The following is a 14,595-nucleotide window of genomic DNA, read 5'->3' on the forward strand; positions in this document are numbered from 1 at the left end:
ATGCGATCGACAGTCATTACTCATGGTCAGCTGGCCACCCGGATGCTTCGAGTCGAACTGGCGAAGCAAGGCCGGTTTGGCGTGCTGGTGACCACTTTCGAGGCAGTAGCGGCACGGCTCGCTGGCGGCTTCACGCGATCGATCGATCAGGACGCTTTGCGCAAGGCGCTCCAGAAGGCTTTGCCTGTCACCGATCTCGGTGAGCTCGACGCGATCAAGAGCCTGCCCGGCATGGTCGGCGCCGGTGCCACCACGCTGCACAAAATCTGGCGGGCCGGCATCGATCTCGAAGCGCGCGCGGGCCAGCCGCGGATCGATGCGATCGCCGCCTTGCAAACGGCCGTTCTTGAAGAATTGCCCGAGGGTATGCTGCCGCCCGGCTTGATCGTCGAGCGTGCCAGAAAACGCCTGCAACAGGCGGCCAAGATCCTCGGGCCGATCCAGGTGCGCGGCCTTACCGACATGTCGCCGTGCTGGCGCCCTCTCCTGCTGGATCTCGCCGAGCATGTCGAGGTTCGCTGGGTAGCCGGGCCTCGCCATGTGCCGGACTGGCTGGAAGGGAGCGGCGTGATCATCGAGCGCTCGCCAAGCCAGAACCCCATCTTGCGGGCAATCAGCACCTCGACTGCGCTGCACGAGGCTATCGAGGCGCTGCGATGGGCGCGAGAGCTGATCGCGTCAGGTCGCGCGAAGCCCTCCGAGATCGCGATCGCGGCCGCCAGCCCCAGCGACTATGACGATCACTTCTTCACGCTGCGGGCGGACGCCAATCTTGACCTGAAGTTCGTGCACGGCACCAGCGCGCTCGCGAGCAGGGACGGGCAGGCAGCGGCCGCGCTTGCCGAGATCCTCGTCCGCGGCATCACCCACTCTCGGATGCGTCGCCTCGCGTCGCTCTGCCGCGGCTGCGGACTCTTCGAACCGCTGCCCGAGGGCTGGCTGCGTGTCATCCCAGAAGATGCGCCGATGGCGACGCCTGCGTCCTGGCAGAGACTCTTTGCCAATCTGACGGCCGCGAGCTGGCCGGACGAGTTAGACCATACCGCTGAACTGCGCCGGCTCTTGGAGACCATCACCGGGGCGCTCGACGATGCCGAGGAGATCGGGCGGGCCGTGCTGCCGCCGACCGCGCTCACGATCTGGCGTCGCGGCGTCGAGGCCGGGTCGGTCGTCGCATTGCCGCTCAACCTTGAAGGCCTCCGCTGTCTGGACGACAGCAAGGACGCGCCGTCGGCGGTCGCATGGATGCCGGCATCCGCACTCGCCGCTGCACCCCGCCCCTTCGTCAGGCTGCTCGGGCTAACCTCACGCGGTTGGCCTCGCATGGGGGGCGATGATCGGCTTTTGCCTGATCACGTCGTTCCGACCAATGAGCTCTCGCCGCTTTCGATCGGTGTCGCTGATCGCCGCGACTTCGAGACCATCGTCGCGACCACCGAAACCGAGCTTGTGCTTTCCCGTCCACGCCGCGATGGCGAGGGGCGCCTGCTCGGCAAGAGCCCGCTCCTTCACGGCCGGACGACTGACGAGACCTATCTGCAGCGCAACGACGTGCCGGCACACGCCATGAGCGAAGTCGATCGGTTGATGGCCAGATCGACGGAGTTCCGCCTCTCGCCTTTGGCGCGCTCCGCGGAAGCCTGCTGGATCGACTGGTTCCGCGAGGAGGTCACGGCTCATGACGGTCTGATCCGCGCGCACCATCCGATGATCGAAGGCCTGCTCGACCGGATGCAGTCGGCGACCAGCCTCAAGCGTCTCCTGCGCGACCCGCTCGGCTTCGTCTGGCGCTACGCCTTCGGCTGGAAGACGCCTCGGGTCGGGATCGATCCGCTCACGCTAGACAACCGGGAATTCGGCGAGATCCTGCACGAGGTCCTGGAAAAGGCGGTCATCGACCTCGAGGCCGAAGGTGGACTGATCAACGCCGATGCCGTTTCTGTTCAGACCGCAATCGATCGCGCCTTGGCGAGCACCAGGCATCGCTTCGAGGCCGAGTGCGCTGTCCCGCCTGCGGCGATTTGGACGAGAACGCTCGCAGAGGTGCGGGGGCTTGCGGTTGCGATCGTCCGCCCAGAGCATGAGGTCCCGCTTCCGGAGCAGCGCAGCTTCGCCGAGGTCCCCTTCTCTCGTGACGATGTCGACGCCTCGATCAAGCTGCCCTGGGACCCCGCGGAGGCCGTCACGGTGCCACTCGCCGCGTTCCGCATCACTGGCGCCATTGATCGGCTGAATATCTCCGGGGACGGATCCAAGGTCCGCGTCAACGACTATAAGACAGGCCGGCCGCCGAGATCGGCGGATGAGTACGTCCTTGATGGCGGCAAGGAGATACAGCGCGCGCTCTATGCCTTCGCGGTGAAGCAGCTGCTGGGGTCCGACATCGAGGTGGAGGCTGCCCTGAACTTCCCTCGTCATGGGCGAAGCCTGCCACTGGCGAATGCCGACGAAGTCCTGGAGCAGCTCTCGATCTTCCTTGCTGCGGCGCGCTCCAACCTTGAAGGCGGACGCGCGCTGCCGGGGCCCGACACGGCCATCGCCTATAACGATCTGCGCTTCGCCCTCCCGGCGAATGCTGCGAAATCCTGGTTCAACAGAAAGCGGGCTCCGGCCACGCTGGCGCTCGATGAAGCGTCCGCTATTTGGGAGGTGAAATGATGAACGCCCCCGTTCGCATACTGTCGGACCAGACGCAGCGCCTTGCCGCTATGACGGAGCACAATCGCTCACTCCTGATTGAAGCTGGCGCAGGCTCGGGAAAGACTGCCGTGATGGCGGGTCGCGTCACCATGCTGCTGGCTGAGGGCGAGCTGCCCAAGTGCATAGCGGCAGTCACCTTCACCGAGCTCGCGGCAAGCGAGCTGCTCGCACGGGTACGCATTTTCGTCGAGCGGCTGGTGTCCGGTGACGTGCCTGTCGAACTGCGGCTCGCGCTTCCAGACGGGCCATCGGAGGCTCAGCTCGCCATTCTGCGCAGCGCGCTCGACACGATCGATGAGCTTGTTTGCTCGACCATTCATGGTTTCGCGCAGCGCCTCATCAACCCTTATCCTGCCGAGGCGAATATCGACCCGGGCGCAGGTGTCGCGGATCGAAACGACGCCGAGCTCGCTTTTACAGATCTACGCGACGCATGGATCCGCGAGCGGCTGGGCGAAGGCGGCAGTGAGCTGCTGATCGAGCTTGTTGGTATTGACCCCGGCGAGACCGTGGCATCGATCAATCGTGTGTCGGATGCAATGCGTCAGCTCCGCGACGTGCTGCCGCCGCCGGCTCGCCCCTTGGCGGATTTGGTCGATGCCTTCGTCGCGGCGGTGTCCGGCTTCCGAAGCTTCATCAGCAGCCTTTCCGTATGGGACGCGGATACCCCGCTCTGGGTCGCGGACTTGCAGGAAATGGCCGGCCAGGCGGTTGCAGCGCGTGACGCCGCCGGCCCCCGGGCGCTCAGCCTCCTGATCCGCATCGAGCCTTCCGACCGGATTGCTACCAAAGCGGGCTCGCTGCGCGCCTATCAGAGGAAGACCGGCTGGAAGAACGCGGCCAAAGCAGGTGGTTTGTCCGCTGCCGAGGCCGATCGCCTTTTCGCTGAAGCCGACGGCCATTACACCGCGTGCAAGAACGGATGGGGCGCGCTCATCGTCGGCGCCGGCGCCCATCTGCTCGCCGCGTTGATGCAGGAGGTTCGTCCTCTCCTCCGGCGGTTCCGCGATTATAAGCGCGAAGCCGCATTGCTCGATTTCGACGATCTGATCTACGCAGCCCGCGATCTCCTACGTGATCACGAGCCAGTTCGGGTGGCGTTGTCCAAGCGCTATCGCCGCGTCCTCGTCGACGAATTCCAGGATACCGATCCGCTTCAGGCCGAGATCTTCTGGCGCCTGTGCGGCGAAGCTCCAACGCCGGAGACGCCATGGCAGCAGCGTGTCCTTCGTCCGGGTGCGCTTTTCCTCGTAGGTGACCCGAAGCAGGCTATCTATCGCTTCCGCGGCGCCGATGTGCGGGCCTACGTTGAGGCCCGCGAGGCAATCGCGGCTCAGTCGGGCGAGGACGTTCTCTCGATCGCGACAAACTTCCGGTCGTGCAAGTCGATCCTGGAGTTCGTGAACGGCCGGTTCGAGATGCCGCTGTCGATCGAGAATGACCAGCCAGGATTCACCGCGCTCGATCACTTCCACGAGGACGTCGGCAGCCACCCTTGCGTGACGGCGCTAGACGTCTGGGTCGACGAGGATGCGAATGCGGATGCTATCCGCAACGCCGAGGCCGAGGCTGTCGCAGAAATCTGCGCGCGCATGATCGGCAGCGCCGAGGTCACCGATCACCGGACCGGCGAGCGCCGCCTGTGCCGTGCGGGCGACATCGCCCTCCTCGCCCCGACCGGGACAGATCTGTGGCGCTATGAAGAAGCGCTGGAGCGCTATGGCATCCCCGTCGCCACCCAGGCCGGCAAGGGCTTCTTCTGGCGCCAGGAGATCCAGGACCTCATCGCCGTCACCCGCGTCCTGGCAGACAGCCGTGACACCCTCGCCTTCGGTGCGCTGATGCGTGGACCCGTCGTCGGGCTGACCGAGGAGGAATTGCTCGACATCGGCTTCGCCCTTCCAGAGCGCGAGAGCGGTCATGGCAAGGAGCGCTTCTCCCTGCGTACCGAGACCGAGCTCGTCACTCATGCGGTCGCCAGGGACGTCCTGGAGCGCCTGCAGGGCCTCTGGCGCCGGAGCAACGCTACGACGCCCTACGACTTGCTCTCGCAGGCCGTGGCGGAGCTTCGTATCCGTCCGACGCTACTCGCCCGCCATCAGGGCCAGGCCGAACGCGCGCTGGCCAATGTCGATCTCTATCTCGGCATGTCGAGGAGCTACGTCACGCGCGGGCTTAGGGCGTTCGCAGAAGCGATGACGGCCGCCTGGGAGGATGAGGAGCGAGCAGGCGAAGGACGCCCTGATGCGCAAGAGCAATCAGTCTCGCTGATCACCATGCACTCGTCCAAGGGTTTGGAGTGGCCTGTCGTCATCCCGGTGAACACGTCCACCGGGCTCAAGGAAGGCGTCTCGACGATCATCAGTCGCGAGACTGGTCAGCTCTACACGAAGGTCTTCGGGATCGCGCCCGACGGCTTCGCCGAGGCTGCCGAAAGCGAGAAGGCCGAAATCACGCGCGAGCGTGTTCGTCTCTGGTACGTCGCAGCTACGCGGGCACGTGAGCTTCTGATCGTGCCGCGGCCGTCCTCCGGCGTCGCCAGCGGCAGCTGGATCAGCGTGGTCGATCTCGCGCTGGGCGATCTGCCGGCACTGGATCTTTCGGCCTATGAGCCTGAGTTGCCTGCCTCGGCCGCCCCGCTGGTTAACCAGCAGAGTCGCGGAATCTTCGCCGACGAGGCGTCCCGTATTGGCCAGGCCACGCGCAGCCTGCATTGGAAGTCGCCGTCCCGACATGAGGACGCCGACAACCCGGAGGTCCTCGATGAGGCTGCAGTCGTTGTGACCGCGACCGATGATGTCGAAGCCGACCCGCAGGCACCCTCGATTCAGGGGGGCCGCGTGCGCGGTCTGGTGATGCACAAGCTCGCGGAGGAGATCCTGACCGGAGAGGTTGCCCAAGAGGTCGCTGACCTGGAAACCAGGGCGCGCGAATTGCTGGCAGAGCTCGGGACCAGCGAAGCTGAGAGCGCCGCGGAGGGCTTTGTCGCCGCGGAGATCGCTGGAGCAATCCTGCGAGCTTTTCAACTGCCGGAGGTTCGAGCTGTCATGGACCACCTGGTCCCGGAGTGCCATGTCTACGCCTTCCAGAGCGAGGGCAAAGTGGACACCGTCACCTACGGCATCGCCGATGCGATCGCATTCGACGGCGCGCGCCCGATCCTGGTGATTGACTGGAAGAGCGATGTAAGCCCCGACGCTGCGACGATCGTTGCCTATAGAGGTCAGGTTGCCGATTATCTGAAGTCGGCAGGCGTTCCGGCTGGCCTCATCGTCTTTCCGACAATCGGCCGTGTCGAGCGTGTGGCAGCGTAGCGAAGGCGCGCGGCGTCACCAATTTCTATCGATCGAGCCCCCTTCACAAAAACCGCTACCGCACGACGTTCGCTGGTTGAAGAAATCGTGTGGATCTCTTCAACCCAAGCTGCACCCTGCTCTCTCACTGTCTGGCAAGTACGGCAACTTGGCTTTGATGACACGGCTATGCAAGTCGCCGGCTGCTACGCCCACAGGGGCCGAGCACTCGCCGAGCGGCAACGTCGCCTCTTCGCGGATCGGAGATCCCGCCGTCGGCAACTGAGCGGATGCCGTGATCCTGACGTGCGTCGTCGACACGCCGTCCGATAAAAGTGTGTCAACGGGGTGTGAAGTACGCGTCTCCCGGGATCCCTTTGGCTCCGGTTCCGTGGTAGTCGAAATGCCTGGGCTTAGATCGGGTTCGAATAGCGGTTGCGAGAGCGTCGGTGGGTGAGACTTTGAAAGACATAGACGCACTGGAGGCCATGGATCGCGATGAGCTGCTCACGCTCGCGAAGGGTCTTCTCTCGAACGGCGTCGCACTTAGCTTCCATGGGAAGCGCACGGCCATGGAAATTGCTAAGCGCGTTCGACCTCGCATGATGCGTCGGGAGCCGAAGCTACATGTCGGCTCGCCGGCCGAACAGTCGCTCAACTTACTTGTGGAGGGTGAGAACCTCCAGGCCATGGTCACCCTGTACAAGTACCGGGGCCAGGTCGATCTGATTGTCACGGACCCTCCGTACAACACGGGACAGCAGTTCCGGTACAATGACCAGTGGGACGCGAACCCGAACGATCCAGACCTTGGGACAATCGTCGCCAAGGAGGACGGCTCGCGTCACACGAAATGGATCAAGACGATGATGCCTCGCCTGCAGATGATGCGGGCGATGCTCAAGCCGACCGGCGTCATCGCTATCTGCATCGATGACAATGAGCTCTTCCACCTCGGCATGATGATGGACGAGGTCTTCGGCGAAGCGAACCGGATCGCCATCATCAACTGGCAGAAGACGACGCCGAAAAACGCCCGCCACGTGTCGACCACGACGGAATACGTTCTTGTCTACGCCAAGGACAAGGTCCTCAGCCTGACGGAGATGCTGCCGCGATCGGAGAAGGCGGATCAACGTTTCGGCAACCGAGACGGCGACAAAATCGGCGACTGGAAACAGGGCGATCTCACCGGGAAGCGCAGCCCGACCTCCCACCGGACGATGACTTACGCTATCCAATCGCCATTCACGGGCGAGCTTCATTACCCCCTCGACACTAGGCACTGGGCTTTCGAGAAGCCCACGATGCGGAAGTGGCTTGCCGAGTGGGGCGCCGCCTACGAGGAGCGTGAGCTCAAGGACGGCAAGCCGAAAGCGCTCGTCATCAAGGGCGCGCCAACCCGCAAGGACGCCAAGTTCGACCTGAACCACCCCAAGCTCGTCGCGGCGCGGGAGGCGGCGCTGGCCCGCTTGGAGGCTGGGGACTGGCCGAAACTCTATTTCGGCGTGAAGGGCGACGCTCAGCCGATGCTGAAGGTCCACGCCTCGCACGTGAAGGTCGGCTCGGTGCCAACGACGTTCTGGATGGACGAAGCCGATCCGGACAGGCTCGTAAGCATCGGAGCCGTGTCCTGGGCGGCCGCCGAATCGGGCCGCAGTCGTGAAGGGATCGAGGAACTCGAAGACATGGTCGGAACCGGCCACGGCTTCGAGACGGTGAAGCCCCTCAGCCTCATCAGGAAGATCATCCAGATCTGGTGCCCGCCCTCCGGTCTGGTGCTGGACCCCTATGCTGGGTCGGGCACCATCGGCCACGCCGTGCTCCAGTTGAACGACGAGACCGATTCCCATCGGCGTTTCATCCTCATCGAGCAAGGCGCTCCGGAGGCCGGGGACAAGTACGCCCGGACGCTGACGTGGCAGCGGCTGAAGAACGCGGTGACCGGCGACCGGCCGAGCGGGAAGTCGGCCCACGCCCTCGGCGGCGGCTTCGAGTATCGGTTGCTGACGAGGACCATCGACGCCCGCGCCGTAATGAACATGAAGCGGGACGAATTGATCGACGTCGTCATCACCTCGCATTGGGAGACGCATCGCCGGACCGCGCCGAGCCTCCTGCGGTTCGAGGAGGATGGCTACCAGACGCTTGTTGGCCGCGACGAGCAAGGCGACGGCTACTTCCTGATCTGGAGCAACGGCGGACCGGTCGGTTCGCTGGATCTCGACAGCTACAAAATCGTCTCGGCGGAGGCGAAGCGCGCCGGCATCAAGCCGCCGTTCCACGTCTACGCTCGATACGAGACCTTCCAATCGCCCAACGTGCGGTTCTGGAAGATCCCCGACCGCATCCTCGCTCATCTCGGTCTCGACGAGAACGAGCGGTACAACGAGGGCAGCGAGGAAGAGGCCGCCTGATGGACCTCTTCCCGTTTCAATCGGCGGCGGCGAGCCAAGTCGCCGAGCGCTTCGGCGAGTACGCGGTCAACCCGCTGACCATCGACCGGACCCGGTCGATTCCGTTCTTTCAGATGCTGGTGTCGATCACCGGCAGCGGGAAGACGTTGATCCTCGCTGACGCCGTGACCCAGATGCAGGCGCGACTTCCCCTGCAACCAGTCGTGCTGTGGCTCTCCAAGGGTCGCGTGGTCGTCTGGCAGACGTACGCGAACCTCGCGCACGGCAAGTACGCCTCGAACATTCCCGGCTTCAACGTGAAGCCGCTGCTCGAACTCGCGCCGTCCCATCTCGAGGACGGCGACACGCCCTTGATGCTCGTCGCGACCGTGGGCAAGTTCGCCCGCCAGGACGATCAGGGGAATGACCGCCGCATATTCCAGACGCAGTTGGACCTGGCGGACGAGTCCCTCTGGACGATGCTCAAGCGCCGGCGGCTGCCGAACGGACAGAGGCGGCCGCTGCTCGTGATCTACGACGAGGGGCAGAACCTTTCGGACTTGCAGACGTCGCGGCTCCTCGAACTGGATCCGGACGCGCTCATCTCGGCGAGCGCCACGCCGAGCGTGCCGCAATCGCTCGAACGGGTGATCGGGCGTCTGCGCGCCGACCGGGACTGGAAGGACGAGAACTTCAGGACGGCGGTGGCCAGCCGTGATGTCGTCGACAGCGGGCTCGTCAAGCAACGCATCAACGTCGGTGGCTACGTGACGCCGATGGAGACCGCCGTGGACGCGCTCCTCGCGGATCTCGCACTGGCGACGGAGGCGGCCGCGCTGGTCGACGAGCCGTTCCAGCCGAAGGCGATCTACGTCTGCACGACGAACACGGTCGACGGCTTGCCTATCGCAGAGGACGCGGCCCGGTCCTTCGAGGAACGCGCCGCACGGCCAATCCTGATCTGGCGTCACCTGGTAGCGTCCGGCATCGATGCGGCCAAGATCGCCGTCTACTCGCAACTCACCTTCACCAAGGACACTCCCCCACCGCCTTCGTTCAACCTCTTCGGCGGGGCCGACCGTGACTACGACCGCTTCATCAGCGGCGGGTACGAGCACATCATCTTCAACCTCGCCCTTCAGGAAGGCTGGGACGATCCGTTCTGCGGCTTCGCCTACATCGACAAGGAGATGGCCTCGACGCGTCAGATCACGCAGGTGATCGGCCGCGTCCTCCGCCAGCCGAACGCGAAGCACTACCCCGACCCAATCCTCAACACGGCACACTTCTACATCCGGTCAGACGAGAAGGGTGTCTTCGAGGACATCATCGAAGACATCCAATCGCAGCTTGCCAGCGAGCACCCCTCCATCGAGCTGACGGTCCGGCCGGAGAACCGTCGCGCGGAGCGCTACCGAGAAATGCCATCTAGGCAGCGGCTTGTTCCGACAACATCGATCTACTCCGGCGCCGCGCGAGAGCCCATCGGTCGCATCATCAGCGGGATGATGGACTTCCGCGGCGGTGGCGAGAACACGGTCGGGCCTGGTAGCCGAATGCAGGTGCTGCAGGAAATCGGTGTGAAGGGAGCCTCCACATTTGAATGGGTGGACGTAGAGCATAGCAATCGGGTCACCGTCCGAGCAATCTTCCGGCGCGAGCTTCAGCGCCTCTTTCCTGGAGGCCTGCGCCGCGCCGGAGGGCCGGTGAACCTTGTCGACATCGAGCTTCCAAAGTTCGACGCCCTGGTCGAGATCAACAGCCTGGCGGCGACCCACGTTCGCGAAAAGGCCGGCGAGGTCGTCTCGGCTTTCATCGAGCACAGCCGGCTGCTGCAGAACGACGACGATCCGCCGTATGCGGTCGGACCCGTGCCCGTGAATCCGTCCGCCGCGGTCAACTTCTCGAACGCGCTGCATTCGGCCTACAGCGGTCTGAATGGTCTCGAACTCGATATAGCGAGGGCCCTTGACAGGACGCAGCGCGTCTGGTGCAGGAATCCGGAGGGCTCCGGCTACTTCATCCCGCTGCTCGACCGCGGTTCGACGGCGACGTTCTGGCCCGACTTCCTCGTCTGGGTCGATCGCACGGTCGTCGCCATCGACACCAAGGGTGACCACCTGCTTTCCGAAGACAGCCGCAGGAAGCTCTTCGACATCGATGGGACCGGCGACCGCGCGCGCATCTTTCTTCGGCTTATCTCTGAGGGGCAGTGGAATATCGCCCCGTCCGGGCAAATAGGAAAGCACGGTCCGGATGGCTTCACGACCTGGCGATGGGCTTCCGGCCGCCTGCACGCGATCAAGTGCAATGACGCGCGCGCTGCGGTGGACTCTGCCCTTACAGTCTGACTGAACGTTTCGTTAGCAGCCCCGACTAGAGCCGCCGATCACGCGTCGTGTTTGCCGGAAGAGAGGCGCTCGATCACTTAATTCAGCACTTGGTCTCCCGACGGAGATTGAGCGCCGCCTAGACTATCGGATGTTTAATCGAACGCTTAGCCCTACGGCCGCCCCCTCCTCCGCCGCACGATCCCCCTCGCCTCCTCCTGCGCCTTGATGTCGGCCCTCCTCCGCCGCTGATCCTCAGTGTTCCGATCCCTCCTCTCCTTTGCGGTCAGCGATACCCTCTTCTCGAACGGAACCGCTTCTGGCCGGACCATTTCCAAAGTCTGCGCGTCCGCGACCGGTACGACCTCGACGTCTGCGATCCCGATCTCACGCAGATAGCTGGCGAGATCTTCGGCCTGAGCCTGATCGTACAGGTACACGTCGTAGTCGCTGTCAAAATCCGGCCTGCGAAGAGCTCCGCGCAACGCGAATTGCCGGACATCCTCGAACTCGCGTGCCCTCCGAACGTCCTGCCGATCTAGCCCAAGCAGTTCCATGATCGGTCCATCGCCAGCCTGCGCCTTAGACGAATAGATGAGCAGACACGAGCGATGCTCGATCAAGCTGTTGGTCCCGGCCTGCTTGGGTTTGCAGTGGACGCCATCAAAACGGTGGCAGAAGAAGGCCCAGATCTCAGGATTGCAGGACCAGTAACCGACGCCGCCGAGCTGCGCCTGATGCTCGGAGATCTTGACCAAGCACAGGCTGCCCTCGTGGGTCTTCCACCACTCGGTCGAACCAGCATGCCGCGTGTAGTAGTGAACGCGCGCGCGCGTACACGCACGCGAGGCACCTGCACCAAGATCGATACGCTTGGGCTCGAGCACATCGCCAGCGAGCCACTGCGTCGCACGGTATGGCAGGCTGTCGAAGAAGGCCGCGGCGGTGAACGTTACGGACGCGCACTGGTCCAGAACCAGCGGCGTCCAGATCGACCACCAGCCGACCTTCCGGCCCGATTTGGCATCCTCCCAGTCGCCGATATCGACGAAGACCGCGCGGCGCGGGTTGCGCGCATAGGTGAGAAACGTCTGAAACTCACCCTCCCCTTCGGCCGCGATCTGCCTCCTGGTCAGCATCGGCGCGTCGTCGTGCGCCAGGACCTGCCAGACGCGAGCGCCGGCAACCGGCTCGAGCTGGAAGTGACGATGGAGCGTGCTCCACGATGCAGCAGCCACGAACGTCCCGGAGACAACGCTCGAGTCGGGGTTCTCGTCGAACGCGACGTGCCAGCCCACGAGCAGGTCCGGATCGAGCTCGAGCAGCGCCGCGTGGGTGATCATCAGCAGGACATGGGCCTGGTCGGCCTTGGCCTTGAGCGTATCCTCGATCTGCCGACCGACGTCACCACGGCTACCAGGCTGTTTCGAATGGTGCTTGACGATCGAGGGCCGCGTGTTGAGCTCGCGAGCCTTCTGGCGGCAGTATTCGGCCTGCTCGTCAATCAGAGGAGTGCGAGGGAAAGCGACAATGTGCCGGCCAGGAGTCGAAACGATCGCATCGAGAAGCGTCAGCGTTTTCCTGCTGCCAGGAGGTCCTTCGTAAACTGTAATATCCATCCAAAATATCCGTAATTAAATCTGTCACTCGCCCTCTTATATAAACAGAGATGACACATTTATTTTTACGGCAATCGAGCTCGGGATAGCAATTTACTTTAGTCCTCAAGCCGAGAAGGCAGCGAGCGCCGTCAGCCCGGAGGGCGCAGGCGCGAAGGTGGCGCACGCGGCATGACGGGGCGCGCCAGCGCCCCTCGTAATGATCAGGTGCAATTGAGCTGGACTGGATCGGACGCCGCTCCCGCAAGCGGGATCCGCGTGCCGCTTCGGCCTTCCGCGGCCGAGCGCTTCGCTCCTCGGACCTCGAAGACCTCGCGGCGGGCTTGAGGGAGAAGAGGACTCGGTCACCTCGATGCGGAGATGGATTGCCCGCCGCCGGAGGCGGCCTTGTCTAACCGGGCAAATGACAGGCAAATGCGTCATCACGCCGAGGGGTCGGATTCGACTGACTTATGTGCGCGGACTTGACCGTAACGACCGACGAATCGTCAGACCAGCGCGCTCCGCCCTCCCCTCACCGTTCGGTAGATCGTGCTAGGTGCGACCTGCACATGAGCCGCGATCTCGGCCATCGTCAGGGAGCCCTCGGCGATCATGGCTTTCACAACCTTGAGTTTGACCGGGTCGAGCGACTTTGGCCGCCCCCCAACGCGACCTCTGGCGCGCGCGGCTCGAAGACCAGCATGAGTCCGCTCTCGGAGAAGCTCGACTTCCATCTCGCCGAGCGCGGCAAGGATGTTGAACATGAAGCGTCCGGTGACTGTCGTCGTATCGAAGCCCTCGGTGAGGCTCTTCAGTCCGATGTCTCGAGCGCGCAGGTTCTCGGCAACATCGAGCAGGTGCCGGATCGACCTCGCCAACCGCGACAAGCTGTATATCGTCACGACGTCGCCGGCGCGAACGTGATCGAGGAGCTTGGCCAGTTCGGGCCGATCAGACTTCAGGCCACTCGCAGTCTCGATGAAGACCTTCTCGCACCCCGCTGCCCGAAGAGCATCAAGCTGCAGGCTGTGATCCTGCCCATCTGTCGAAACGCGCGCGTACCCGATCTGCATGCTGCCCCTCTCGCAAAACTCATCTCGAAGATGGTCTCATGAGAAGGAGGTTTTGCAATCGAGTTCTGCGAGACTAATCGCTGGGAAAACCGGCCATGGTTACGACTGTGCTGCAGCTCTCGCAGAAACGACCGTTTAAGAAAGTGCGTAGTGCGCTGTCATCGACAGATTGGTGTGTTCGCCTGCCCAATCGCGCGCGCCGCTCAATCACCTTCGACCGAGGAACTGAGTTTACCGGCCAGCCCTATCGTCACGGCGAGGGCTCAGACTTGGTTTTGCGATCCGCAGTGCCCTGGCAGACAGGCACCGTCGATACACCAAAGCCACGAAATGGCTCTCCCCAGCCCCCTCTCCCTCACCGACCAAAAGCTGATGGACATTTGCGAAAGACTGAACGCCCCCCGAAAGCGCCTTAGATATAGAACGCCAGCCGACGTTTTCCGGCATAAGCTCCTCGCTCAAACGGGGACAAGCGGATAGCGCGCCCCTCGCGAATTGTGCTTCAGCAAGAACTCACATTTGCTCACGCACGGCGAATCGGTGGTGTGATAATCCAGATCATGCGCGCCTCTTCTTTGAAGGGATTCTCGATCTTGTGTTGCAGCATACTGGAAAAGCGGAAGCTGTCTCCCGGTTTGATTATCACCGGCTTATTGTCGATCCATAATTTAAGACGGCCAGATAGAACGACACCTGCCTTTTCACCTTCCTGATTGAGCAGGTCACCGCCAGAAGACCCATTTGGAGCTATGGTGAATTCCCACATTTCGACCATCCCCATCCCGGAAGGAACGAGCGACGTCTTGACGATCCCAGTCGCGTTTAACTGAAGGCTTTGCCTGTCCTCGGTACGAACCACGTAAGGCGATATCGATATCGTCCGCGTCGCTGGTGGATCAAAGAACTGGGCGATCGGAGCGTCGAGCGCTGCAGAGAGCAGTCTGAGTGAACGAAGCGACGGCGTAGAAAGCCCGCGTTCAATTTGGCTGATCATTCCTACGGAAAGCCCGGTGCGTGCCGCCAGCTCGGATATGGGCCAGCCCAGCTGCACGCGAAAGGCCTTCACCGTCGCGCCCATTCTCAAATCATGAGCCGAATCCGCGCTCCTCGTCATCTCCGGATCTCCGCCGGAGACGCGCTCTAAAGCCTGATGCGGCTGCACATCCTCTGCCCGCGCTTTAGCCAATGATGATGCTCCTCGA

At 63.3% G+C, this 14,595-nt stretch carries 7 protein-coding genes and 1 pseudogene; 5 read left to right on the forward strand and 3 right to left on the reverse strand.

The window, feature by feature from the left end; genetic code table 11:
- The 4 genes from AC1RLU_RS05995 (at position 1) to AC1RLU_RS06010 (ending at position 10,740) form a co-directional block, all read left to right on the forward strand.
- Positions 1 to 2,658 carry a PD-(D/E)XK nuclease family protein gene (locus AC1RLU_RS05995; protein ID WP_492794453.1) on the forward strand — a complete coding sequence of 886 codons (2,658 nt, stop codon included), beginning with the start codon at positions 1 to 3 and terminating at the stop codon, positions 2,656 to 2,658.
- Positions 2,658 to 6,014, forward strand: a complete 3,357-nt coding sequence (locus AC1RLU_RS06000) for a UvrD-helicase domain-containing protein (protein ID WP_492794454.1) — start codon at positions 2,658 to 2,660, stop codon at positions 6,012 to 6,014. Before AC1RLU_RS05995 ends, AC1RLU_RS06000 begins: the two co-directional genes overlap by 1 nt.
- A 428-nt stretch (positions 6,015 to 6,442) precedes the next feature.
- Positions 6,443 to 8,410: a site-specific DNA-methyltransferase gene (locus AC1RLU_RS06005; protein WP_492794456.1), complete on the forward strand. Its 1,968-nt coding sequence runs from the start codon at positions 6,443 to 6,445 to the stop codon at positions 8,408 to 8,410.
- Positions 8,410 to 10,740 carry a DEAD/DEAH box helicase gene (locus tag AC1RLU_RS06010; protein ID WP_492794457.1) on the forward strand — a complete coding sequence of 777 codons (2,331 nt, stop codon included), beginning with the start codon at positions 8,410 to 8,412 and terminating at the stop codon, positions 10,738 to 10,740. The genes AC1RLU_RS06005 and AC1RLU_RS06010 overlap by 1 nt, the downstream gene beginning before the upstream one ends.
- Positions 10,741 to 10,892: 152 nt before the next feature.
- On the opposite strand, the gene AC1RLU_RS06015 is transcribed toward AC1RLU_RS06010, so the two are convergent.
- Together AC1RLU_RS06015 and AC1RLU_RS06020 are read right to left on the reverse strand one after the other, a co-directional pair.
- A complete protein-coding gene (locus tag AC1RLU_RS06015; protein WP_492794458.1) occupies positions 10,893 to 12,338 on the reverse strand; it encodes a hypothetical protein in 1,446 nt (481 codons plus the stop codon).
- A 488-nt stretch (positions 12,339 to 12,826) separates the two neighbouring features.
- Positions 12,827 to 13,393, reverse strand: coding sequence for a recombinase family protein (locus AC1RLU_RS06020; protein WP_492794459.1), 567 nt, complete (start codon positions 13,391 to 13,393; stop codon positions 12,827 to 12,829).
- A gap of 182 nt (positions 13,394 to 13,575) precedes the next feature.
- Between AC1RLU_RS06020 and AC1RLU_RS06025 the strand changes: the two are divergent.
- A pseudogene (locus AC1RLU_RS06025) lies at positions 13,576 to 13,873 on the forward strand (IS30 family transposase); the annotation flags it as partial.
- A 43-nt stretch (positions 13,874 to 13,916) separates the two neighbouring features.
- Here the strand turns inward: AC1RLU_RS06025 and AC1RLU_RS06030 are convergent.
- On the reverse strand, positions 13,917 to 14,579 hold the full coding sequence (locus AC1RLU_RS06030) for a helix-turn-helix domain-containing protein (protein ID WP_492794461.1): 663 nt from the start codon (positions 14,577 to 14,579) through the stop codon (positions 13,917 to 13,919).
- Between the last annotated feature and the right edge of the window lie 16 nt (positions 14,580 to 14,595).

The sequence above is a fragment of the Allobosea sp. GW822-FHT05A11 genome, from assembly GCF_058800455.1.